This window comes from Butyrivibrio sp. FC2001, from assembly GCF_000424125.1.
GTDB lineage: Bacteria > Bacillota > Clostridia > Lachnospirales > Lachnospiraceae > Butyrivibrio.
Genome location: NZ_AUJH01000004.1, coordinates 168,130 through 190,977, shown reverse-complemented (window position 1 = coordinate 190,977; position 22,848 = coordinate 168,130). Strand labels below are relative to the sequence as shown.

At 41.6% G+C, this 22,848-nt stretch carries 24 protein-coding genes and 2 pseudogenes; 1 reads left to right on the top strand and 25 read right to left on the bottom strand.

Features of this window, described 5'->3' with window-relative positions:
• Positions 1-49: 49 nt before the first annotated feature.
• From G601_RS0102810 to G601_RS0102705, 20 genes and pseudogenes are all read right to left on the bottom strand, one after another.
• On the bottom strand, positions 50-970 hold the full coding sequence (locus G601_RS0102810; protein WP_026664411.1) for an alpha/beta fold hydrolase: 921 nt from the start codon (positions 968-970) through the stop codon (positions 50-52).
• A 645-nt stretch (positions 971-1,615) separates the two neighbouring features.
• A complete protein-coding gene (locus G601_RS0102805; protein ID WP_022774247.1) occupies positions 1,616-2,050 on the bottom strand; it encodes a helix-turn-helix domain-containing protein in 435 nt (144 codons plus the stop codon).
• Entirely contained in the window at positions 2,047-3,168 is a 1,122-nt protein-coding gene (locus G601_RS0102800) for an acyltransferase family protein (RefSeq protein ID WP_196808791.1), read from the bottom strand. The genes G601_RS0102805 and G601_RS0102800 overlap by 4 nt, the downstream gene beginning before the upstream one ends.
• Positions 3,169-3,336: 168 nt before the next feature.
• Complete coding sequence (locus G601_RS0102795) at positions 3,337-4,083, bottom strand: N-acetyltransferase (protein WP_026664409.1); 747 nt, start codon at positions 4,081-4,083, stop codon at positions 3,337-3,339.
• Between the two features lie 60 nt (positions 4,084-4,143).
• Positions 4,144-4,947, bottom strand: a complete 804-nt coding sequence (locus G601_RS0102790; RefSeq protein WP_026664408.1) for a MerR family transcriptional regulator — start codon at positions 4,945-4,947, stop codon at positions 4,144-4,146.
• A 114-nt stretch (positions 4,948-5,061) separates the two neighbouring features.
• Complete coding sequence (locus G601_RS0102785; protein WP_026664407.1) at positions 5,062-5,778, bottom strand: YjjG family noncanonical pyrimidine nucleotidase; 717 nt, start codon at positions 5,776-5,778, stop codon at positions 5,062-5,064.
• Positions 5,779-5,896: 118 nt separating this feature from the next.
• The gene (locus tag G601_RS0102780) at positions 5,897-6,259 is read right to left on the bottom strand and encodes a GNAT family N-acetyltransferase (RefSeq protein WP_026664406.1); all 363 of its coding nucleotides are present in this window, start codon (positions 6,257-6,259) and stop codon (positions 5,897-5,899) included.
• A 72-nt stretch (positions 6,260-6,331) separates the two neighbouring features.
• Positions 6,332-7,093, bottom strand: coding sequence for a GNAT family N-acetyltransferase (locus G601_RS0102775; protein ID WP_026664405.1), 762 nt, complete (start codon positions 7,091-7,093; stop codon positions 6,332-6,334).
• A gap of 6 nt (positions 7,094-7,099) precedes the next feature.
• The gene (locus tag G601_RS0102770) at positions 7,100-7,888 is read right to left on the bottom strand and encodes a class I SAM-dependent methyltransferase (protein WP_026664404.1); all 789 of its coding nucleotides are present in this window, start codon (positions 7,886-7,888) and stop codon (positions 7,100-7,102) included.
• 18 nt (positions 7,889-7,906) lie between these two features.
• Positions 7,907-8,032, bottom strand: coding sequence for a protease (locus G601_RS0102765; protein ID WP_026664403.1), 126 nt, complete (start codon positions 8,030-8,032; stop codon positions 7,907-7,909).
• Between the two features lie 160 nt (positions 8,033-8,192).
• The gene (locus tag G601_RS0102760; protein ID WP_242834367.1) at positions 8,193-8,996 is read right to left on the bottom strand and encodes a DUF5131 family protein; all 804 of its coding nucleotides are present in this window, start codon (positions 8,994-8,996) and stop codon (positions 8,193-8,195) included.
• 114 nt (positions 8,997-9,110) lie between these two features.
• A pseudogene (locus tag G601_RS21645) lies at positions 9,111-9,245 on the bottom strand (TfoX/Sxy family protein); the annotation flags it as partial.
• The gene (locus G601_RS0102750; RefSeq protein WP_242834366.1) at positions 9,232-9,903 is read right to left on the bottom strand and encodes a methyltransferase type 11; all 672 of its coding nucleotides are present in this window, start codon (positions 9,901-9,903) and stop codon (positions 9,232-9,234) included. The gene G601_RS0102750 and the pseudogene G601_RS21645, both read right to left, overlap by 14 nt.
• A 195-nt stretch (positions 9,904-10,098) precedes the next feature.
• A complete protein-coding gene (locus G601_RS21640; RefSeq protein WP_051205514.1) occupies positions 10,099-10,701 on the bottom strand; it encodes a metallophosphoesterase family protein in 603 nt (200 codons plus the stop codon).
• A 153-nt stretch (positions 10,702-10,854) separates the two neighbouring features.
• On the bottom strand, positions 10,855-11,073 hold the full coding sequence (locus G601_RS0102735; protein ID WP_026664400.1) for a hypothetical protein: 219 nt from the start codon (positions 11,071-11,073) through the stop codon (positions 10,855-10,857).
• 73 nt (positions 11,074-11,146) lie between these two features.
• Positions 11,147-11,230, bottom strand: a pseudogene (locus tag G601_RS27290) (DUF523 domain-containing protein); the annotation flags it as partial.
• Between the two features lie 258 nt (positions 11,231-11,488).
• The gene (locus G601_RS21635) at positions 11,489-12,793 is read right to left on the bottom strand and encodes a glycoside hydrolase family 30 protein (RefSeq protein ID WP_207638007.1); all 1,305 of its coding nucleotides are present in this window, start codon (positions 12,791-12,793) and stop codon (positions 11,489-11,491) included.
• A 55-nt stretch (positions 12,794-12,848) separates the two neighbouring features.
• A complete protein-coding gene (locus G601_RS0102715) occupies positions 12,849-14,486 on the bottom strand; it encodes a sugar ABC transporter substrate-binding protein (RefSeq protein WP_155834438.1) in 1,638 nt (545 codons plus the stop codon).
• 35 nt (positions 14,487-14,521) lie between these two features.
• The gene (locus G601_RS0102710) at positions 14,522-15,388 is read right to left on the bottom strand and encodes a carbohydrate ABC transporter permease (protein WP_035790226.1); all 867 of its coding nucleotides are present in this window, start codon (positions 15,386-15,388) and stop codon (positions 14,522-14,524) included.
• 9 nt (positions 15,389-15,397) lie between these two features.
• Positions 15,398-16,306 carry an ABC transporter permease gene (locus G601_RS0102705; protein ID WP_242834365.1) on the bottom strand — a complete coding sequence of 303 codons (909 nt, stop codon included), beginning with the start codon at positions 16,304-16,306 and terminating at the stop codon, positions 15,398-15,400.
• Between the two features lie 182 nt (positions 16,307-16,488).
• Here G601_RS0102705 and G601_RS21630 point away from each other — a divergent pair, with 182 nt between their 5' ends.
• Positions 16,489-17,352 (top strand): AraC family transcriptional regulator, encoded by an 864-nt coding sequence (locus tag G601_RS21630; RefSeq protein WP_035786119.1) that lies wholly within the window; start codon positions 16,489-16,491, stop codon positions 17,350-17,352.
• Between the two features lie 196 nt (positions 17,353-17,548).
• On the opposite strand, the gene G601_RS21625 is transcribed toward G601_RS21630, so the two are convergent.
• From G601_RS21625 to G601_RS21615, 5 genes are all read right to left on the bottom strand, one after another.
• Positions 17,549-17,848, bottom strand: coding sequence for a hypothetical protein (locus G601_RS21625; RefSeq protein ID WP_051205510.1), 300 nt, complete (start codon positions 17,846-17,848; stop codon positions 17,549-17,551).
• Between the two features lie 18 nt (positions 17,849-17,866).
• The gene (locus G601_RS0102690; RefSeq protein ID WP_026664394.1) at positions 17,867-18,664 is read right to left on the bottom strand and encodes a class I SAM-dependent methyltransferase; all 798 of its coding nucleotides are present in this window, start codon (positions 18,662-18,664) and stop codon (positions 17,867-17,869) included.
• Between the two features lie 116 nt (positions 18,665-18,780).
• Positions 18,781-19,440, bottom strand: a complete 660-nt coding sequence (locus G601_RS21620; protein ID WP_051200894.1) for a flavin reductase family protein — start codon at positions 19,438-19,440, stop codon at positions 18,781-18,783.
• A 348-nt stretch (positions 19,441-19,788) separates the two neighbouring features.
• On the bottom strand, positions 19,789-20,076 hold the full coding sequence (locus tag G601_RS0102675; protein WP_026491797.1) for a hypothetical protein: 288 nt from the start codon (positions 20,074-20,076) through the stop codon (positions 19,789-19,791).
• A gap of 640 nt (positions 20,077-20,716) precedes the next feature.
• Positions 20,717-22,828 carry a helicase-related protein gene (locus G601_RS21615; protein WP_051205508.1) on the bottom strand — a complete coding sequence of 704 codons (2,112 nt, stop codon included), beginning with the start codon at positions 22,826-22,828 and terminating at the stop codon, positions 20,717-20,719.
• Positions 22,829-22,848 lie beyond the last annotated feature (20 nt).

Genomic DNA, 22,848 nt, shown 5'->3' with positions numbered 1-22,848 from the left:
TCTCGGACTTCCAGCTAAAATAATAATCTTACTCATAATAAAGACCCCCTTATGTCCAGGATTCTCCTTCTTGTAATGCCTTCATTATTACTTCAAAATCAGTCAAATGAATATAATGTCCACTATTATCTGCTCTTAACAAGATCGATTTTTCTGAAAAAGTAAGGTATTCCTGCATCAAAGACTGCCACAGCTCTTCAACTTTTTCTGCAAATTCTTTTGTGGTTTGTCCAAATTCCATGATTTCTTTTATTTCAAATTCACTTCCATGGGTTATAAGTACGATAGGAATCTGCGGAAAGTTTCCTCTTTCTTTTAATTGACAGATCTCCTTTTCCTCATGTGCCAGGCGATATTCCTCTAAGGCGGCATCATGAAGTTCTACCTTTGTTAATTCATCTAAAATGTATTTCTTTGATTCCGGTGTAAATTGATCATAGTAATAAAATGGAGGTGCTTTTCTCATAATGAGTTTAATTACAGATCCCAAATGCCAGGAAGCCATTTTCCGCATGATTACAAAGTTTTCTGATTTATTAAATCCACTCTTTTTCTGCTCATCAGCTGTTGTAAATACTGATTTATATGTATTGTCATTTGCAGATAAAGGATCCACAAACACTATGCCACGAATCATGTTGGGATACAATCTGGCAAATTGCTGCGCATACAGACCCCCCTGTGAATGTGCCAAAATAATAAACTTACTTTTACAGGGTAGTTCCATTAACAAAGTATGTAATTCTTCGGCTATATTTTTCGGTGAGCGCGCCTTTGTAATACTTCTTCCACGCTCATACAAAAGAACGGTAAACTGTTTTGACAGCTGCTCTGCAATGTGCCACCACTCACCGGCAACTGCACCAAGTCCCATTTCAATAACCAAATCAATATCTCCCTTGCCAAATATGCAATAGGATATATTCTGACTCTCTATCATTTTGCTATCCAGAGATAAAGGCTTTTTCATTTAGAATCTCCTTTATTATTATTTTCCCAGCAATCTACTCATCCCAGGATTTTCTTATACCACACGCTCCTTTTCACTTAACTCTTTGGAACATCCTAGAACAAAAATATCACAAAACAAAAAACAGGTCTTATCTTACACTGATAAAGACCTGTATTTCACTTAATTATCTTCCGTTATTATTTCTATCTATAACTCTTTTGGGAAACATTCCCGGAAGGTCGTTATTACTTGAAAAATTCTTACTTTAAGCTTTTTTCGCGTAGGATTTAGCAGCAATATTGTCTTTTCTACTTGTCCCAACCTGAGTTTTAGTATTTATCAAGTAGTTTCTGCCTTAGTATTAGCTCTTTCCTACGAGTCTTATCTATTCCTAAGCAATTTTCAAGTAATCGATTGCCTTTAGGTGGTCATTTCCTACGCGAGAAATCCCTGTTTGACCATTTTTCGCGTAGTTATTGCCCAAATGTCAATTAGGCTACTTGACCTTATTTGCTTTGTGGCATTCGACGTGTAGTTACACTTTTCATCCCCACTAATACATTCCGCTTGCCAACAATCAGATCTCCGATATGCACCTCGTTGTAGTATGCTCTACCAGTGATAACTCCTGCAATTTTGCCATCATCTTTCACCTACATTCTTTTAGTCAGTTATACTTTCTTTCGCACTGTTGATAAGACCGAGAAGGCCCGTCTCCTTAATAAGAGCTATACCCTGGAATTCATCTCCGAGGACAATCAGATTGTCGCCTGTTTTAATATCGAAGATCTTTCTTGCTTTGGCAGGAATGACGATCTGACCCTTATCTCCCACTTTGACCATTCCAAAGATATGTTTTCCTTTCGGCGGTATAGCATATCCCAGGTTGTCCGAATCATTCTTTTCATATGAGATAAGGTCGTCCATGGATACACCAAAGAGGTCAGCCAGCATCTTACATCTCTTTATGTCCGGCAGCGACTCTCCGGTCTCATATTTTGAAAGCGTCTGTCTGGATACGCCTATCTTCTCAGCAATTTCCTCCTGTGACAGGTTATTAAGCTTTCTTAATTCCATAAGATTGTCTGCAAAACTCATTCTTTCTTCTCCTTTTTTATTCCCAGAACACACCACCTTATGAAAGGTATACGGCTCATGATTTCATACAGAAGGTAGGAGCCTGCGAATGCTGCTATTGCAACCAACAGGTATACGATGACAGGGGCAAGGAACGGACATAATATATGCAGATACCATCCGCTGACCGCTATCATCAGATAATGGAATACGTAGAGGCCCCATGATTTTCGGCACATCCACTTTGAGAAAGCATTCGTGAAATTTCCCCATTTTTTCATGAAGGCAAGTATACCGAGAGTTCCAAACCATGCGTATACATTGCACATGATTGTGTCCAGAACTACGTGATCCGGATAAGGCTGACCTTTATATAAAATCACAAAGGCTATGCAGGATGCGAAGGCAAGGATGCTTAATAACAGCCAGTTTTTACCAAGTAGATCCATCACTTCGTCATGGGACAATACAAAGTAGCCGATCATAAAGCCCAGTCCGTAGATACCGAATCTGTATACCACAATTATCGGTGTGTTAAGTATCTGCGCCGCTCCATATACGGGTATAACAAGAAGTATAAATGTCAAAAGATTTGCTTTACCACAGATATTATAGAATCTGTCTTTTTCAATCCTTCTGATCAGTACCAGTATCATGCTGAAGAGCCAAAGCATCTGAACGTACCACAGAGGGCCTGAGCCGCTGACTGCCATTATCAGGAAAAGGATGGGCCCCGGTACGTTGTTCATGGAATTAAATGCACCAGACATCAGCATGTTGTAATAGCCAAGAATCCAGCCGAAAACCAGAAGGCCGATTGTTGATGGTACAAGATACTTTCTCGTCCTTACGCTGATAAATTCCTTTTCTGTTCGTTTAATTAGTTCATAGCGGGCTGACATGCCGGATACCACAAACAGAAGTAACATGAACCAAGGATATACAATGTACTGATATGTATCCTGGGGCTGATGTTTACTGAAAGGTCCGATGATGCCATGTTGTGTTACACCGTTGAATATGTAGATTACATGATAGATGACAACCAGCACTACTGTTATCCAGCGAATATTATCCAAGAATACCTTCCTCATATTTCTACCACCTTTGCCAAATATTTTAACATTTTTCTTAATCATAAAAAAGTAAGCTCCACCTGTCTACCAAGCGAAGCTTACATATTTTGCTATTTTTTGTTAAATTTGGCTGCGAGCGCATAGTTTTATAAAAGCGCTCATTGGTGCCGTCAATAATCCTGTGTAGATAATGTTTTAACCATCCCTAGTAATGCTACTGTAAATTCCGAGTTACCTTCCTACCAACTTCAAGAACTTCTTATCATTCATTTGCTCGTTCGTAACATACTCACCATCACAGAACAGAGCATAAGTGGTAATCGGTGTGGGAGCATTCTGTGCATCATTCTTGCTTTCGATTTTCACTGCTCTGAATGGAATGCCATTGTTCGTGGCTGTCTCTTCAAGCACAGGTACATACTTCGCATTGAACGGGCACTGGTTCGTATAGTAGAGAACATATCCTTTCTCATCTATGTGCGGATGCCGTGCGCATCCTTTGAACGTTGGCTTCTCCGCACTCTTCTCAAAAGGAAGATACCATAACTGAATTCCATTATCTGCTTCATCACACACTTCAAATCCCTTGTATTTCAGGAATTTCGGATCGGCCAGGAATGGCTTCTTCTTCGCCGCAGCCAGAATACATAATCCCTTTTTCCCTTTTTCTTTGCTATCATTGATGCATTCTGAAAGAAGGTCGCTTGAATATCCGTGTCCCTTAAGTGATCCTGAAACCCAAAGACAATCTATATAAATATACCCGGGAGCATCTATTGGATTCCACGCATACTCCGCAGGAATATATTCTATAAAGCACTTTCCCCGTTCCACGCTTTTAAGGAACACAAGCCCCTCATCAAAACGGTCTGAAAGCCATGCCTTTTTCGATGAGACCTGCACGTCTTTATTGTTTGATATGGCACAACAGATATGCTCCTCTTCAAGATTCTCTTTTGTCACCTTGATATATTCCATAAGAAACCTCCTGTCAAAGATCGCCGGGAAGATATAAAACTCCCCGGCACCGGATATTCATTACTCCACAGGAAAGCAAGCTTCTGTAACATACTCCTCCGGATCCTGCGTCTGTGCAGGGCTCACATGATATATATTAAACATAGGTCCGTTCATCTGATATCCGTTTGCCTTGATCCATGAAGCCACCGTTGCATAAGCCTCTCCCATCTGATCGTAACTGCCTTTGATGATACAGCTTGCCACTTTAACTGCCGGAAGTGTTTTAAACTTCACATGCTCCGTATCCTGATATTTGCCTTTGACCGCCATGGATACAACGATCTCAACATTTTCTTCTTTGAACTCATCGTCAAGGAACTCTGCAATGGCATAACAGGGATCAGCAGGAATGAGCGGTTCTTTGCACTCGCCCATCATATTCCATGCCATTCCTTCGTCCTCATAGTGCGGAACGACCATATGTACAGTCGCTGCATATCTCTCGGGTATTGTCTTTATGGTTACATCAAAACTCATTTTTTGCTCCTTTCTCAGCCTCTTTCGGGCTGTATCCAGAAGCATCAGTTTATACTCCATTTCCTTTGCCTGCTGAGCCAATTCCTTTTGTCTGGCAACCAGAAAGCCATCAAGCTTTTCTTTGTCATCATATATTTCAAGAATACGTACTATTTCAGCCAAGGGAAATCCCATGTCTTTTAAAGCAGTAATTCTTGCAACGATGAATAACTGGTCCTCGCGATAATAACGATATCCGGTGAAATCATCTATCTCTGCCGGCTTAAGTAAACCGATATCATCGTAGTGGCGTAGCATCCTGATGCTTACTCTGGATAATTTTGAAAAATCTCCTATTTTAAGCATTATTTCTACCTCCATGGATGTTTATTTCTTGAGCTCACCACTACTTTAATCCCTGCCATAATGTGAGAGTCAATATGGTTTTTATAATTATCTATTGTGCATAATACCGCAATATTATTTTTCAACCCACTTCAAAAGCACTTCGTAAAGCTCATCGAAAGAGGATGCACAATAATTGATATCGTAGGCTTTCTGCGCTTCTTCGATATTACCGGAAGGCATGAACCACACAGATGCCAGCGAAGCATTCTTAGCGCCCTGCATATCAGAAGAAAGTGAGTCTCCTATCACGATACATGTCTCCTTCGGCTCATTCACTCCTTCAAGCACCATATCAAAAAACTCTTTGTCGGGCTTTGTTACGCCCATCCATTCACTGACATAAACCTTCTCGAGATACTTATCGAGACCTGTTGACTTTATCCTTCCCTCAGCATTGATAGTCGCGCCGTTAGATACGATATAGCACCTGGAATCTTGGATGGTATCTTTAAGCTTGCTCATGAACTCGAGCGCACCCTCAATAAGCACGCCGTTCTGGGACATCGTATAGATGAATTTGTTATTTACAGTAAGCGGATCTAGCTCGGAATGGTCTCCCTCACAGAACTCGAACAGGTCTGTAAACCTTCTTATAAACAACTCGGTCCTTGTGATGGTCCCCTTCTCAAGCTCAAGCCAGAGAGCCTTATTGTACGCTTTAAAATGGTCATAGCATTCTTCTGTGAACTTCAGCCCGCATTCTGTAATTACTATCTCTAGCGCTTTTCGCTCAGAAGCATGGAAGTCGAGCAGCGTCATATCAAGGTCAAACAAGAAATTATGATGCATATAGATGGTGATACTCCTTTTGAATATTTTTACCGCAATATAAAGATGGATCATACGGGACTTGAACCCTGAATTCCCGTAGCACCACTGGGCCATTTAATAAGCGAGATAAATGATTCTACTTCATAGCCAGAGATATCATGTTCTTCATCAGCTGTGTGCAGATACCCTTTCCACGGTATTCATTCTCTGTATATACACTGAGCACTTCTCCATCAAGTCCATTGGGTAAAAACGGGTTCGCCGGCTTCTCAATGATCAGCAGATATGCCGCTGCCACCAACCGGCCTTCTGCCCTTGCAATAAATGCGATCAGTTCTTTTCCAAGTCTTCTGTCAAAATATCCCGGAAGTTGTTCCTCCATACATTGCCGCTCATATTCACTGATAGTTCCAAAATCGTCTATCATATATGCAATTCTCAAACGAACCAACTCAGATATGTCATCTTTACCGGCCATGTCAAAAATAACATTGCTCATTAGTCATACTCCTCACAGTAGTACATAATATTAAAAGTTATTTCTTAACCACAAAATTTAACACGCTATTCATCACTTTTCACTCTTATACCACGGATGTATCCCGACGATTTCAAACCCAACTGAGCAGGCCAGCCTCATGGAAGCTTCATTTCTTATGTCGCACCCCCACATCGGAGTCTTTCCTCTTGATAGAATTTCTTTTACCATTTCAGCGGCAACAATCCGTCCGTACCCTTTTCCGCGACATTCCTCTGCTGTCTCTACGCCGATATCCACATACTCTTTTGAAACGCCTGACGCAAATGCGCAAGCCAACATCTGTCCTTCCTCAACCAAACAATATCCGAAGCCATTCTTAATAAACCCTTCTTGATTGGACCATGAGAAAGAAGGGATGATCCTTCCCTTCATCAATTCATAATTATCGTGTGATATTTCCTTGAGCTTAGCATCCAGCGTGTGCGGAATAATGTCTTTTTTTCCTTCAAACTCAAAAATATACCTCTCGTGTTTAGCAACCGTTGGAGTTCTCAGTATCATCTCCTCTAAGCGAGAGTCGTTCTCGGTTTGAAGTGCCATACGTCCCGAATGACCTTCCAGAGAATCCTGCATCAACTTCATAGTTTCTGCAATAAAGTTCTCGTCATAACTCCCCAGGATATTGGCGAATCCGCAATAATGCCACACTAATGCTGCTGTTGGTGCCTCGTCATCATCGACAAATATCTCGCCCGTTTGAATCCCCTCTAAAATGGACAGTGGGTATACTTTCTCTATTCTGATCCGATCAACCAAATGGTTGATTTTTCTGTAATCTGTAAGTTTTATCATTATTCCTTATTTCTTCACTTGCAGTTCAGCAATTGATATGTAGTGTTTTACCATAAAGTTTTCAGAAGCCTCTTTTTGTAGCATCTCCATGTGATCTTTATTCCATGCATCCAGCTGCTTTGGTGACATTGATGCCCCTACGCCTCTGCAGGCCCGCATTCTTCCATGCCATCCCTCTTTTGTGAACGGAATGTCAACTCTGAATTGCTCTTGCGATAATAAATCAAAATACCTCAAGTACTGCTCCGGCACCCAGACAGGATGAACTGTATCACCATAAGCTGTCCAGTTTGGATTATGCTTTAAAATGATTTCTTCACTTTTACCTGCTATCGGATCTTCATATGGAAGCCACCCCATGTAAAGAATCAGAAATTTGCCTTTCGATTTAAGCATTCTTGCAAAGCTTGGCGCCGTAATATCATGGTCAAAGTACCATATGCACTGGCAAGCCGTTATCACATCAAATGTATTATCAGGAAAAGAAACTTCTTCTGCCCTGGATGTAAAGAAATCGATCTTCATCCCGGCTTCCTCAGAAAGATCTTTTGCCTTCCTGATCTGATTATCGGCAATATCAGTTCCCGTCCACTTCGCGCCATACTTATACATGTTCCTCGGAAGTACACCTGTGCCGGTTCCTATATCAAGTATCCTCTGTCCGTCCTTACACAAACCCAGCTGCAAAATGTACTCATAAAACTCCTGCGGATAAATGTCCCTGTACTTGGCATAATCTTCTGATGTTTTGCCCCAGTCAAAGGGCCTTCCTTTATCAATATCCTGAATTATCATCAGCCTTCTCCAGCATCATCACATCACACATGTGATTACGTTCACATCACAATCAAAATCATTTCTTGCCCATCCCATAACATCAACAAGAACACTGGCTTCCATAGTTTCAAAGCCTTTTGCAAGGAATAAAAGAATATTCAAATACCGCATCCTCCTCGATTGACAGTCCTTTAAGCCATGGCTTATGTAAATATATACTATCGTACAACCAAAGACAGACCTGATCCGCACACAGATAAAGGTCTGTTTTTCACTGCTTTTGCATTATGCACATTAATACTTTAGAACGTAATATAAAAAGTTATAAATCCAATCCAGCTTTATGCGCCTGGATATGCTGTAGCTTTCTTGGGATGTTATAAAGCTTCCCATCCTTAATCAGTTTTGCTCCTGTCTGGTGATAATAAAATGAGATTCCGTTCTCTTTACACTGTAACCATACCTTCTCTACCCATTTATAATCGCAGACCCTTGCATTTGCTCCTGACTCGCCACCTGCGGAAACCTCCTTGATGAGCGATCGCCCATCGGAAGTCCTGTATTTTTCGATATATGGACTCAAATCCACCTCAGTCAGCATAGGTTCTATCATCACGGCATGATGGAACAATGGAAGATCCAGATAAACCGGAAGTCTCTTATCCAGCATATCCTGATTCTCACAGGTAACGGCTATCGTAACATGCTCCCATCCGTTCCCCCATCCTGCAGGGAGATGATCTGCAATACGCTCAGGTCTTTTAGTAATCATAAAGAATGTACAATCTGAACGCTCATGCATCATTTCCCAGGCATCTTTTCTCCATCCATCTGCATCGGGATGAAAGAAATCTGAAGAAAAACATGTATAAATATGTGACCCGCATGGAACCTTATACATGCCCTTATACTGTCCTGACCTTAGTTTTCGTATTGGGAGATTAAAGTTATCTGTCTTATGAAGGACTGTAGGGTCCTTTCCTATGGACTCATCTCTCCGGTAAACATAACAATGTAGGCACCCTGTACTTGCTCTGGTGCATCCATGCCACAGATTCCAGTTAAGTGCCAGCGGAGGCCGTGGATCATTGTGTTTTTCCTCAAAAAACGATAATTGCTCCATCATGAAAACCATCCAGTTAGATATGAATCACTCCCCACTATCCCAAAGTCCCCATCAAAAATTGCTTTATCTTCCACATGAATTTCTGCCTCACTTCTTTTTCTTGGGCTCAGGAAGCTCATCATAGATTCCGCCAACAATCTTGCCGCGATAATAGATGATGTATTCGCCCATCATAGCTTTATATGTTATTTCATCCAGCTCAGAGAGCTGTTCTAATATGAAATCCAGGTACTCTTTAGTTGATGTCATAGGTTCGTTCTTTTCCTTTTTTGAAATCAATTCTTAATAAAGCTTTTCCGTTAGGAAGAGACTCTGTCTCCTCCAGTATCTTCTGATATCCTGCGCCTTCCATCACAGAAACAAGCTCGTCCTGTTCCATCTGGCTATGCACCTCATCAAGCCTGTCAAATACATGGATGTATGGCGAATCTGAAACCCAGTTCTTTTCATCTGTATTAATCTGAATTACGCAAGACACGTAATCAGGATCAACCCGATGTACAGCAACTACAAATGCCTGATACCCAATGTATTCTATTAGCAGATTTGCAATTAGTAGCTGTGCATTAGGCAGCTTTGATGTATCTTTTATAAGATCAACCTGAAGGCACTGCAATACGCCTGACAAGTCTGTATAGCGTCCAGAGACAGCTTCAAGGTACTCTTTATTTATATCTACGCCATAAACAATCTGATACTTTTCTTTGCTGACATGTTCTAATCCATTGCCACCGGCTATGCCAAAAATCATTGCCGTGTTTACTTGATAAGCATCAAACTGCTCTTTCATCATTTTGTTCATGGTCTGCAGCTGCTTTACAAAGTCCAGGCTCATATGCTTTTCATAATCATCAAGTTTTATCTCTTCCCAGGGATTGTTCATTTCTCTTTTACCAAAACCATGCATTCTTCCGAGTCTTCAAAGCCACATTTTTTATAAAGGGGTCTCCCCGCCTCTGTTGCATCAAGGCTGATCTCTGTTGCTCCTTTGCTCCAGGCATCATCTATTTGCAAATCTCTTAAACAGAATATCCCAAATTAATATCAAACGGTGCTATCAACAGTTTCTGCAATTCTTTATTGTAGTTTTCAAAAAAGAATTTTATAGCCTTCCCATAGTTTTCTTTTGTGTCAAATTCCCAGTATGAGTAAGCTTTTTGGCAATTTCTTTATGCGACTTTCCTTTGTCCGTCATGTCCATCGCCTTAGAAATGATTTTGTCTATATCCTTTGGAAGCTTTGAGTCCTGACTGGCATTGTCTATAACTCTTTTCCTAAATTCAAACTCACCCGGGCCTGAGATTTCAAGAATGGCAAAAGACACTTCCTGCTCCGGTTTCCTTTTTCCACAGCAGCCAGGATTAAACCATATCTGTCCGTCTTTCTCTACAAGACGGTATTTATGGCTGTGACCATAGATGATAATTGATATTCCAGCAAGATCTTCACGGATCTTACCTTTGTTGTGAATAACATAGATCTTATTGCCAAGGAGCTCCAAGGTCGCTGTCTCTGGAAGATATTCAGCCCACTCTTTATCTGCATTTCCTCTCACAACCGTTACCGGAGCAATCTCTTTAAGACGATTGATGACTGCTTTATTATCTATGTCTCCAGCGTGAATGATATGATCCACACCTTTAAAGCCATCAATCACTTCCTGCCTCAATAGTCCATGTGTATCTGAAAGGATTCCTATAAGCATGGTTCATTCCCTCTACTTAATCATTGCACGCTCTGTGCTTAACTCAAAGTCTCATCCTTCATCAATCTTTCTTAATGTATTACAATAGTTTATCCAGCTCACAAAGAAGTTTTGCTTTCATCTCTTCTAGTTCTTCACTGTTCTGTCAACTACTTACATCCCCACCAAAACTCCGCTGTAAAATTGTTCCTGAAATGCAATCTGCGCATATATCTCGTCTTTATGACGTGTGTGATAACTTCCCATAGGACGGTCTATTTTCCCCTTTACGATCTGACCGATAATGTCCTTATAGCCATCCTGTGGTACTGGATTTAATTCAAATCCATAAAGGTCTCCCATATTGAGGCAGCACTCACCGCGTTCATACATCTCTTTCCTCCGGAATATCTTTGATTGCAACAGAAACGCTCGTAGTCTTGCATCCAAGTGTCTCAGCGATTACTTCCGCAACTTTTTCACTGTAATTGTTGCCACCATTATATTTGCAGTTCTGTCCCAGCAAACATGCGCTGACCATTATCTTCATAGTTAGCTCCAGGCTTCATATTGTCTGACTTCATCTTGAAATCAGCTCTTTTTTCAAAATACTTATCTTCTACTATATCTGTTTTTATAAAAGAAAAAAAGCCACCTGAGGGTATTTTTCTACACTCAAGTGGCATGTGTCTCTTTGATTTATACCATTACTCTGTCTCGCACGACATAGCCCCAATCATTTATCCTGTAACCCATTGGATTAACAAGATGATTTATTTTTTCTAAAGTATTTTACAAATTAATGAACTTAATCAAGTTCATCACTGTCAATTACCAGAGTCTTAATGGAATGAGCAGGTAATTTTATATCAGCACTATAACCCTGAATTCCTAATGTAAATTCCTTCTCTTCATCTCTGCGGTTTAAAAGTACTACAGCAATACTGTTATCGGGATTTTTAAAGCATACAGTCTCAATATCAGGATCGAAGGAACTGCTAAGAACCCTTACTGCGCCGGGGCGTATGAATCTGCTAAAATGCCCTATGTAGTAATAGGATAGCTTCACATCGATGGTCTGTGTCTTTTCATCAAACATAACAGGCGCATCGCAGAAGTTTCCTACATGGTTAGGGCCACCCTCTTTATTGAGATACAGATTCCAGTCGGTATAACCATTGCAGCCTGCTCTGAGATTACCCATAAGCTCTTCTGCGTACATCTCCGCAAACTGAAGGCTACGGTCTTCTTTATATCTTGAATATTCTACACACCCTTCCGTAAAAATAAGTTCCTTGTCGGGGTACTTTTCACGGATTCTTGCAAGTGCTTCAAAATGAGTTCCGGTGTACCAGTGGAAAGCAATACCGTCTATACTCTCCTCTGCTTCCTCCACGCTAAAGCTTTCATTTACACGGTCAATAATAATGTCTTTATTATGATCCCACATAAGAACCTTCACATGGGAATATCCGTTATGTAAAAGCGCAGGTTTTAGATAATGAATAGCAAAATATGCCTCTTCTTCGCCGCTGTATATGCATGAATCCCAGGTCTGAGTCGCTGCAGGTTCATTCTGCACGGTTAGTCTCTGAATTTTTATGCCCTGCTTCTCATACTCTTTCAGATACCTGACGATCATGCTGGCCCACATAGCCCTGAAATCTTCCTTGAGCTTTCCGCCGTGATTCATTTCATTATTAGTCTTCATGAAGGCAGGGGGGCTCCAGGGAGAAGCAAGCAATGAAAGCCTGCTTTCCCTTTTGATAGCCTCATGAAGGAGGGGTAGAATATACTTTTTATCTCTGTCGATTGAAAATTTTTCCAACAAACGATCCTGGGGATCATCATCATAGGCGTAATTGCCAAGGGCAAAATCACAGCTTTGAATATGGAGTCTTCCCATAGTGTAGCGGTTTCCGTCTTCGCCAAAATAAAGGTCAAGGAGCTTTTTCTTATTTTCCTCATTGGCACTGTCGTAAACTGTTCCGGCAGCCTCCGTAAAAGCGCCGCCAAATCCGATGATAGTCTGATATTCTTCATCCGGATATATCTTAACCACACGGAATTCTCCGGGATTTTTCTTTTCAAGAGTCACTTGGCCAGCGGTCATTCTCTTTTGGTTATCTGAAAGATACGTAATCATTTTTGTAAAAACCTTTCTAGGATCAGTTGCCGAGCTTTTCAGCGTTTGCCTTAATCTTCTCTGTCATAGCTGTTTCGATATCATCCCAGCCATTCTCATCCAAAAACTGCTTATAAGCTTCAAGTGTCTGGTCGAATTCTTCATCACTTCCGCTTCTGATAAGAGAAACAAGAGTTGTTGACCAGAAGGTCTTTATTGCAGCATAGTTTCTTGCTTCCGGTGTGCCCGCATCAGGTACGGCATTCTCAAGAACGAAGTGGGGATAAAGCTTACCCTTGCCCCATTCCTGCATCTGCTTGATTGAATCCGGGAAGGAATCTCTTGAAAGAGCCTTGTACTTGTCATGTCCAAAAGGAATGAACTCGCCGATTCTGATCTCTTTTTTGAAGCGATCGTTATCAGCTGACTGAAAGTCCTTCATCTCCTGCGTAAGAGAAAAGCTGCCATCCTCGTTAACAACATAGGTCTCACCTTCGATACCAAAGTTTGTGAGAATCTCGCCCTCTTCATCAAGAAGGTATGTATAAAGCTGGATTGCCTTTGCAGGATCCTTACAGGTCTTTGATACGTATGTAACCATCCAGCCGCTGATTCCTGCCTGATTGAGCTTGGGGGTATTTCCTGTTGTGCTCTTAGGTCCGTCGATTGCGATATAAGCGTGGCCTGTGTCACCTGTAAACTGTGTAAGGAAGCCGGACTGCTGAGCTGTTCCGTCTACCATGATGCAGGCATATTTTCCGATGGTAAGCTTTTCCTGCCATGCAGTGTTATCATCTGTGAAGCTGTCATCATTGATGTAGCCTGCTCTATAGGCCTCTGAAAGTGTATGAACCCATGAAAGATAGTCTTCATCAAGGTTTCTGTTATAGTGACTGTTATCGTCATTTACGATCTTAACGCCAAGATAATCCTGAAGTGTATCCCCAAGAGAGCTGGTTCCGTCTGTCTCAAAGTTGTTAAAGCCAAGGGGTACAAGATCAGGGAACTGTTCCTTTATCATGCCAAGAGCTGCAAGAAAATCCTCCTGGCTCTCCATAGAGGGCTTTCCGATTGCCTCATAAACATCATCTCTTATTGCAAAGGCTGTTTTTGCAGGAAGAAGATCACTGTCATAATCTGCCTGTGTATTTGAATAATCCGCATAACCATAGGTGTTTCCGTCTGCAAGCTTAAACCAGTTAAGGGTATCTTCTGCTGCAACCTTATAAAAATAGGGATCATAGTTATCAGCAAGCTCCTGCAGTGAATAAGCCCATGTATCCGCCTTCTGTGCAACCTGGCTGGAAGCATCAAAGATTGTGATCATATCAGGCATATCCTCGCCTGCGAAAAATGTGTTGAGCTTTGTGTCATCACCCACAAGGAAGTTGATGTTTACCTTCAGGTCTTCCTTCATTTTCCTGGTAACAACGTCCTCACCCCAGCTTGTGTTCCACCAGTCAGCGTTTACATACCAGGTAAGCTCTGAATCCTCCTTTGTGTCCAGCTTCCATGCAGGAGTCTCAGGATCAAGCGTATATCTTCCGCTCTCCACTACTCCGTCATCGCCTGTTGCCACCATAGCATCTGCTTTGGCAGCCTCTGTGCCGCACCCTGTCAGAGCGATTGCAGCAAACAGTGCACCGGCCATAATACCGGTTCCCTTTTCCATAATATTCATGTGTAAATTCCTCCTTATTTATTTTCACATGTTTTTTATTCTTTAACCGCGCCAAGCATCATTCCCGATACAAAATGCTTCTGAAGCATTGGATAGATGATTAGAATCGGTACGGTTGTAACTACTATCGTTGCCAGCTGTATTCCCTTCGAGGTGGTCTGAAGTGCCACATTTCCTATGGTGTTCATGCTGGCTGCCTGCTGCTGAACGATGATCTCATAAAGCTTCATCTGAACGGGATACAGGCTTTCCTTTGTCATATAGAGCTTGGCTGTCATGAAGTCATTCCACTGATAGACACCGTTAAAAAGTGCTATTGTGGCAAGGGCCGGTTTTGACAACGGAAGAATGATCTGAAGAAAAATCCTCCACACTCCGGCTCCGTCCATGGATGCCGATTCCTCCAAAGATGAAGGCACCTGACGGAAAAAGTTCATCAAAATTACCACGTCGTAGTAGCTAAAAAGCTGTGGCAGAATGTAGACCATGAAGTTATTTAAAAGTCCAAGTTTTTTCATAAGCAGGTAGGTAGGGATCATACCGCCTGAAAAGAACAGTGTGATGACACCCATGACTGTATACAGATTTCTGAACTTCAGATCTCTTTTACTTAGTCCAAAGGCCACCATGGAGCAGAAGAAAACATGTGTCACTACTCCGATCACTGTTTTTAAAACAGATATCAAATATGCATGCCATATGGTCGCATCCTTAAAAACAGCTATGTAGTTATCAAGGGTCAGCTCTTTTGGGAAAAAGATGAAGTTTCCCTCCGCAAGAACTCTGTTACTTGCAAATGATGATGCGAAGATATTTAAAACAGGGGCCAGTATCACCACGGATATAAGACACACCAGCGTTGAATCTATCGCAATAAAAGGATTTATACGTTTGATTTTCATTGCCTCTCCTTACAAAACCGATTCTTCGTTGAATCTCTTACTTATTGAATTTGCAATTACCAGAAGGATCACCGAAACAATTGATACTCCAAGACCTACGGCAGTCGCATATGAAAAATCGCCCTGAGCAAGCCCCATTCTGTATACATAGGAGTCAATAACCTCAGCTCTTATCTGATTCTGAGAATTCATAAGTACCAGCGTCTGATCCAGATTCGACTTAAGCAGTGAGCTTATGGTCAAAATAAGATTAAGACTTATGATCATGCGAAGATGGGGAAGCGTGATGCTTATTATCTGTCTTACTCTGCCCGCACCATCAATCTGCGCCGCCTCGTAGTAAGTAGGGTCAATTCCGGCCATGGTGGCAAGATAGAGGATTGTGCCCCATCCTGCTTCCTTCCAGGTATCTGCAATTACCGCTATCCACCAGTACTTGTCAGCATCAAGAAGGAAGTTTACCGGCTTATCAAGAATGCCTACGCCCACAAGTATCTGATTAAGCATTCCCGAGGTTGATAGCCAGTTGATCACCATTCCTCCAAGGATGATCCATGATAAAAAGTGGGGAAGGTAGGATATCGTCTGACTTATTCTCTTAAAGGGGCCATCCTTTAACTCATAAATCATGATTGCCAGGATTATCGGTGTGGTAAATCCGATAAGAAGCTTTAACAGGCTGATGCCCAGTGTGTTCGTTACGGACTGCCAAAAATACTTATCGCCCATAACAATTTTGAAGTTATCAAGTCCTACCCATTTTGCTGTTGATAAGGTGTCGATTACGGTGTAGTTTTTGAACGCAATTGTCAGTCCGTAAATCGGGTAATAGCTAAAAATGAGCATAAAAATAATACCCGGCAGAACCATAAGCTGCAGCGGCAACTGCCGTCTTAAAGCACGTTTTGTAGTTTTCATATCTTTTTTCCTCATGTCTTTCATGAATGTTATTCTACTTATCCGGCATGGGTTAAAAAAGCGCCTATTCTGTTTTATAATAGGTCGATTCCGTCTTTTTACTATTGGACGCATTTTAATTTTTATGCAATAATATTGGAACTTGCTGATTTACATGGATTTTTAGATTGGAAAATATTTTTATGGGTAAAAAAGATCTTCGTCATGAAAATGACAGAATTACAGATGGTTTTGATATATTCTTCTGGATATTTAATGACTCCAGCAGCTATGTACCAACCCACTGGCACACTGCTCTTGAAATAAACTACATTCTTGAGGGAAGCGTGGACGTTGCTATCGCAAATGATATAGCACATCTTTTACCAGGGGACATAAACATAGTAGATTCGAATGTACTTCACTCCACAAAGTCGGTAAACGGAAACAAGGCGATTTTGATTCAGCTTCCCCTGCAGCTCCTTGAGCGCTATATACCTAATTATTCGGAGCTTTGCTTTTCCTTTGACCCCCACTGCGATGATCTGGAGAGCAAGCGTAACAGGTCAAGACTTATCCTGACCATCGAGGAAATGCGCAAGGTCTTTGAAGAGAAAAAAGATGGCGGAATCCTAAAATTCAACAGCCTTCTTTTTGATCTTATGTATCAGCTATATCACAATTTTTCTTATCCTAAGGAGAACGACAATGTATCTCTTGGGCAAAAGAACTTTGATCATATAAGGGCTATAATCAAATACTCCGGGCAGCACTACATGAATCCCATCTCCATAGGAGAGATAGCCTCTGTGGTGGCTTTTAGTGAAGATTATTTCAGTCACTTCTTTAAGAGAAATATGGGTGTGTCATACCTTCAGTACCTGAACGAGCTTCGCATGTCCCACGTTTATAAGGATCTGATATACACAGATATTCCGCTAAAGGACATTCTGGAGCAGCACGGCTTTACCAACTACAAGCTTTTCCGCCGCATGTTCCAGGAGGAATTCCACACCACTCCGGGAGAGTACCGAAAGAAATACAGCATGAAGAATGCAACTGTTTGATTTGTAATTATTTGTGAACAAACTAAAATACCGGATATGAACCTGTTATCAGGCCCATATCCGGTATTTTTACATAGGTATCGTAACCGTTATCCATTACATACTTAACAAGAGGATGGTTAGCATTGAGGATAAGGGTCTTTTCTCCATTTTCTTTTTTGTATCTTGGTGCGTTATATTCAAAGAATATAACGCACTAACACTTCAGCCATTCCACTGATGTCTTGAGTGCTTCTATTGTCTTCGTTTCCAAATAAGCCTCCGTTACTAAAGGGTTAAAATCTGCAAGATTAAGGTTCTCGTCCAAATGGATTGTATAATAAATCTCTGCATCCTCTGCAATTCTGATCAGATCATCAATCTGTTCCAACTTATCCACCTGGTATTCAGGGAAATTCATATTTAGTTCGATGAATTGCAGATTAAGCCTCTTACAGAGATTTACATTATCCTGTAATGTACGGTTTTCAATTAGAGTTGGCATTCCAAATTGCATTTTTATTTCATACTCTCCTTACTGCTTTTTACCCTGAACGATCATAGAAAGCGGGAATCCTGTGCAGTCTATATCTGAAAATCCTCCGCTGATATCATAGTCAAACTCCTGTAGTCCAGTAATCATGATTCCGTTACTACACATACCCGACATAATTTCTGACATGGAATGTGTATAGTCGGTAAATGTCTTAGACTCATAGTTCTTCTGGGTCATATAATACATGCCACCGTTACCCGTCCACTCATGCTCAAAGTACGAATAATGGCACTCCTTTTTGTGGTCTGGATTGTACGGCTCATCACCCTGTGTCGCAAGCATATTCGTGCAGGGATGCTGCTCGTTTATCACTATTACCGCTCCAGGCTTCATACACTTTGCTATAACTGCAAAAAAACGGTCCAGATTATCAAACCAGCACAGCGCACCAATAGTGATGATCACAACATCAAACTCCTCTTTATGGCTGTCATCGATATCGTATACATTTGCCGCCACAAACTCGCAGGGCAGATTCAGTTCTTTGGCCTTTTCATTAGCAAAAGAGATCTGGTTTTCTGCAATATCAAAGCCTACTCCCCTTGCTGCGCTCCCACTCTTCACCAAAGAAAGCAGTTCACGTCCATTATTACAGCAAAACTGACCGATTACAGCACCCTTGGTATTAATCTTTTTCAGAACTGCCACCATTTCATCGTTAAAGAACGGATAATCTTCTTTTTCCACCCGCTCAGTTATATCTGCGCCCCAAGAAGCGTGTCTGTTATCAAATGCTTCTTCCCATGCAGCTTTGTTTCCTTCAATGTATTTTTCCATAACTGTGTTCCCTCATTCACAACTTCAACCGCATATCTAAGTATTTCTGAGTCTTATCTTCAAAGCCAAGCTTTCGATAATCCTGAAGTTCCACGTGTCTTATTTCCATAGTTGTATTAATACTCCATAACATCTATCTTTTTCTTAAGAACTGCTGCGTAGTCATGACCTGTCTTTGTTACTTTTTCTGGATCCATCTGATAGTGAATGTTGTAAAGAATTCCGTTTTCTCCGGTACGATCAGTAATATGATCTTCATCAATATGAATGCCGACTACCTCAAGGCAGAGCATAACATGATCATCACCCGGTACGATTTCCTTTTCCCAGACGAACCTGCATTCAAGGTTCATAAAGCATTCCCGAACCATAGGCGCGTTAACCCATGATGCCTTTTCAACAGACATGCCCGAAGCCGTAATCTCATCTGCTTCAAACTGATTGTTTTGGATTGTCGCCATACATGCCGCATGATACTCTTCAGACATGAAATTGATAACGGCTTCTTTTGTCTCGTTTATGCTCTGATACAGATGTCCATTTTTATTCACGCTGGCAAGAATAGCATAGAATCCATTACCACGATCGGCACTTGTAAAGGTTGACCAAGACTGCATGCAGGCATTTGGTTTACCATTGGATTTGTATGTGGTAACAAGAAAAAGCGGAGACGGAACAGTCGCCACGAATTCCTTCCATGAGAAGCCAAAATTCTTGGAATAATCTCCGTATGTTCCTTTCAAGCTTTCAGGCATATCATTGTATCGATATTTCATATTCTTACTTCCTTTCCAATCTCCTCGTACCCTCTAAGCACAATCTCATAATACAGATAATCGCCGGTAATATTGTCTTTTCTACTTGTCCCAACCTGAGTTTTAGTATTTATCAAGTAGTTTCTGCCTTAATATTAGCTCTTTCCTACGAGTCTTATCTATTCTTAAGCAATTTTCACGTAGTCGATTGCTTTTAGGTGGTCATTTCCTACGCGTGAAATCCCTGTTTGACCATTTTTCGCGTAGTTATTGCCCGAATGTCAATTAGGCTACTTGACCTTATTTGCTTTGTGGCATTCGACGTGTAGTTACACTTTTCATCCCCACTAATACATTATCTCCCGCAATTTAATGTTCTTCTAGTATCCTTGCCAGCTTGACCAAGAGTATGTATATAGTGTTTGTATTTGTTGGAGCCCAATCCCATCCCTTTGATGCATTAGCATGAGACTTTGTCCATGTCGTCTTCTGTAATAAGGATTCATTACTAATCAGCGACTTCATTTCATCCACAATATAATCTCTTTCTTGTTTTGTACTTTCGACGCTAATGCCTTTTTGTTCCATTTCATCAACTTTTTCGCACTCAGTTATTATATCGTGCATCACTTGTTTTATTTTATTAAAGTCTTTCACTTTATTGTATCCTCGTATGAAAATTCACTGTAGTATTATCATCGATTATCCCTAAGCAGAAAGCGGCTTACAATCATCTTGGTGTCCTCTTGACGGGTAGCACACCAAATCTATAGATTAGTATAGCAAGCTTACCCACTTTCAACCTAGTACCACATTTTAGGTCATATAGACGTACACCTTCACGGATAACAGATTACTATTTTCCCTCCCTTTATACCAGAATAACCTTTTATCTGACAACTGACTGAACTTTTTCAGCGATAACAGTATAACGAAAGATATTGAAATGCCTTTATACTTGTTTTTTTCATCCGGAATTCATAAATAATATTCTATCGGCGTAACACAAACGTAATTACGTCAACTTTTGTATCCAGGCTTTACGCCAATTTATGCAAATTTTCTCAAACAGGTTGAACCCAGCCCAAACCCACCATAAATCGAGTAGGCTGACTCCTACTCGATTTCGCACACGAACATTCCGCACTTCGTGCTCCATGTTCTTACAACCGGCAAATGAATTTGTATGCAAGCATCCATTCGCTTGCCGGTTTTGTGCAACAAAAAGGGCAGTAGACCTACTTGATCCACCGCCCTAATAAGCATCTTTATATTAGTCTCCAGCGCTTGTGAGCTCCTATCTTCTCCCCCTCAAATGCCTCCTTTTCCTGAAGCACTCCTGGCAAATGTTGAACTTATACGACCATTTAAGCTTCTTACCACAGTATGCGCATGCCCTCAGGTTCAGCTTCTGCTTATCAAGAATCCTGAATATCTTCTCTGAGATCAGGCGCTTGCCCTCCAGGATCTTATACAGATCATCCGCGTCTCCGAAAATACGTGTGAATGCATACAAAAAATCAAACACGGCACTTGCTGTTTCAAGCTCAACCAGCGCGTTCTTATCGTCTTCATCGACAGTCATAGCTTCATAATCCGCCATGGTCTCATAGATATTGGGCTGCCTTCCGTCATTCAGAATCTTGTAGTAATCCAGATAAACGCCGAAAGTATCCTTATTATCCTCATTAATGGGGATTCTGATGAACTTCCTTATAAGCTCCCTGTTATCCTTAATACTCTCAAGGGCCTTGGCTATGCTGATTTTCTCTGAAATATCGCCCTTGTTATAGTACTTTTCAGCGGGAATCTTGTTCCAGGTTTCGAGAATAGCTGATATTCTGCCATTTTTATGCAAAAAGTCCTCAGGTATGTTGATCATAACCTGCCTGAGGGGCACCAGTCTGCTAAAAAGGAGTCCCTCAATAGTCTCGTAATCGTAGTAAGAAGTCACATACCCGGTATCATAAATGCCATATCTTCCGGCTCTTCCCGCAATCTGCTTGACCTCAGAGGAGGTGAGCGGTCTCTCGTCTACACCATCGAACTTGATGGTCTGCAAAAATACTATCCTTCTGATCGGAAGGTTCATGCCCATGCCTATGGCGTCGGTTGCAACCACCACTTCCGTGTCGCCGTCCGCAAACTTCTTAGCCTCTCTGTGTCTTACGTCATAGGGAAGAGATCCGTAAATTATGCTGCATCTGACCCCATTCTGCTGGAGCTCAGCCGCAACGCTGTGTACATCCTTTCTTGAAAAAACGATGAGAGCATCGCCCTTCCTGACATCCGCAGGAAAGTCAAAGTCCTTCGCGGATTCATCCATAACAAGTGGTGTTTTTCTTTCATGATACTGCACTTCGTATGAGTCTCCGCAGGATTTGATCATTCGAATAAGCAGATCCTCTGCATCTGCGGAAGCACATACATGTATAGTCTTAGCCCTTACACCCAGAATCGCAGCGGTCCAGTAGCCACCTCTCTGGCGATCAGCAGCCATCTGGGCTTCATCAATAACCGCCATATCCCATTCCTCTGTGAGATCAAGCATCTCAATCGTCGAGGATTGGTGGAAGGAACCTGGCATAAGTATCCTCTCCTCGCCCGTTATCATGGAGCAGGGCGTACCTTCCCTGTTCATCCTCTCATACTGCTCATAGGCAAGAAGACGAAGGGGCGCCAGATATATGCCATTTTCTGCGCTTTTAAGGTCCTCCATGGCCTGATAGGTCTTACCGGAATTAGTAGGGCCTATATGAAGGATAAACCTGCGCTCCATCTGCCTTGCAAGAGGGAAAAGCTGCGTATAATCATCAGGTGTTGAGGTCTCAATATTTTCAAAAAGAAGCCTCTTTGCCTCCATTATCTTCTGATAACGCCTTGTGGCCTTCTGATAATGGGGATTCTTCATAAGCTGCTCAAATACCACCTGCTCGGACGTATTGTCCTTGACATAGGCCACAATCCCCTTCATAAAGCGGGATTCCCTGAGATACCTCATTATTACCTTAGAGATGACCTTTTTCCTGCCGGATGATATGAACTCCAGGATCTCTGTCCTGTCTGACTCCCAGAGTACGTCTATGATCACATGCCCCAGCTCCGGGATTAGCTGCGTGAGATATACAGTATTTACCCTGCTCTGAAAATCCCTGCAGAATTTCTCTATGTTAGCGCCTGATATCTCCTGCTTTTCGGTCCTTCCAAAGCTTCCATGCACAGTTATGTAAATGCGCTCCGTTTTAAGGACATCAAGAAGAGCGCTATGAATAGCATAGGCCACCTTAGCGCTGTTTTTCTCAAAATATGCATCAAAAACATCCCCGGGGAAGGTTTCTCTGACATCCCGGAGCTCTGCGTTAAATTTTCTTTTCTTTGCAATGTAGTGATTTGTACGTTTCTTCTTCATGCCTCTATTATATATGAAAA

Bases quoted from the DNA above. Each gene is read 5' to 3' on its own strand.
- G601_RS0102810 (WP_026664411.1), bottom strand. From the start codon at position 970: ATGAAAAAGCCTTTATCTCTGGATAGCAAAATGATAGAGAGTCAGAAT.
- G601_RS0102805 (WP_022774247.1), bottom strand. From the start codon at position 2,050: ATGAGTTTTGCAGACAATCTTATGGAATTAAGAAAGCTTAATAACCTG.
- G601_RS0102800 (WP_196808791.1), bottom strand. From the start codon at position 3,168: ATGATTAAGAAAAATGTTAAAATATTTGGCAAAGGTGGTAGAAATATG.
- G601_RS0102795 (WP_026664409.1), bottom strand. From the start codon at position 4,083: ATGGAATATATCAAGGTGACAAAAGAGAATCTTGAAGAGGAGCATATC.
- G601_RS0102790 (WP_026664408.1), bottom strand. From the start codon at position 4,947: ATGCTTAAAATAGGAGATTTTTCAAAATTATCCAGAGTAAGCATCAGG.
- G601_RS0102785 (WP_026664407.1), bottom strand. From the start codon at position 5,778: ATGCATCATAATTTCTTGTTTGACCTTGATATGACGCTGCTCGACTTC.
- G601_RS0102780 (WP_026664406.1), bottom strand. From the start codon at position 6,259: ATGAGCAATGTTATTTTTGACATGGCCGGTAAAGATGACATATCTGAG.
- G601_RS0102775 (WP_026664405.1), bottom strand. From the start codon at position 7,093: ATGATAAAACTTACAGATTACAGAAAAATCAACCATTTGGTTGATCGG.
- G601_RS0102770 (WP_026664404.1), bottom strand. From the start codon at position 7,888: ATGATAATTCAGGATATTGATAAAGGAAGGCCCTTTGACTGGGGCAAA.
- G601_RS0102760 (WP_242834367.1), bottom strand. From the start codon at position 8,996: ATGATGGAGCAATTATCGTTTTTTGAGGAAAAACACAATGATCCACGG.
- G601_RS0102750 (WP_242834366.1), bottom strand. From the start codon at position 9,903: ATGCATGGTTTTGGTAAAAGAGAAATGAACAATCCCTGGGAAGAGATA.
- G601_RS21640 (WP_051205514.1), bottom strand. From the start codon at position 10,701: ATGCTTATAGGAATCCTTTCAGATACACATGGACTATTGAGGCAGGAA.
- G601_RS0102735 (WP_026664400.1), bottom strand. From the start codon at position 11,073: ATGTATGAACGCGGTGAGTGCTGCCTCAATATGGGAGACCTTTATGGA.
- G601_RS21635 (WP_207638007.1), bottom strand. From the start codon at position 12,793: ATGACCGCTGGCCAAGTGACTCTTGAAAAGAAAAATCCCGGAGAATTC.
- G601_RS0102715 (WP_155834438.1), bottom strand. From the start codon at position 14,486: ATGAATATTATGGAAAAGGGAACCGGTATTATGGCCGGTGCACTGTTT.
- G601_RS0102710 (WP_035790226.1), bottom strand. From the start codon at position 15,388: ATGAAAATCAAACGTATAAATCCTTTTATTGCGATAGATTCAACGCTG.
- G601_RS0102705 (WP_242834365.1), bottom strand. From the start codon at position 16,306: ATGAAAACTACAAAACGTGCTTTAAGACGGCAGTTGCCGCTGCAGCTT.
- G601_RS21630 (WP_035786119.1), top strand. From the start codon at position 16,489: ATGGGTAAAAAAGATCTTCGTCATGAAAATGACAGAATTACAGATGGT.
- G601_RS21625 (WP_051205510.1), bottom strand. From the start codon at position 17,848: ATGCAATTTGGAATGCCAACTCTAATTGAAAACCGTACATTACAGGAT.
- G601_RS0102690 (WP_026664394.1), bottom strand. From the start codon at position 18,664: ATGGAAAAATACATTGAAGGAAACAAAGCTGCATGGGAAGAAGCATTT.
- G601_RS21620 (WP_051200894.1), bottom strand. From the start codon at position 19,440: ATGAAATATCGATACAATGATATGCCTGAAAGCTTGAAAGGAACATAC.
- G601_RS21615 (WP_051205508.1), bottom strand. From the start codon at position 22,828: ATGAAGAAGAAACGTACAAATCACTACATTGCAAAGAAAAGAAAATTT.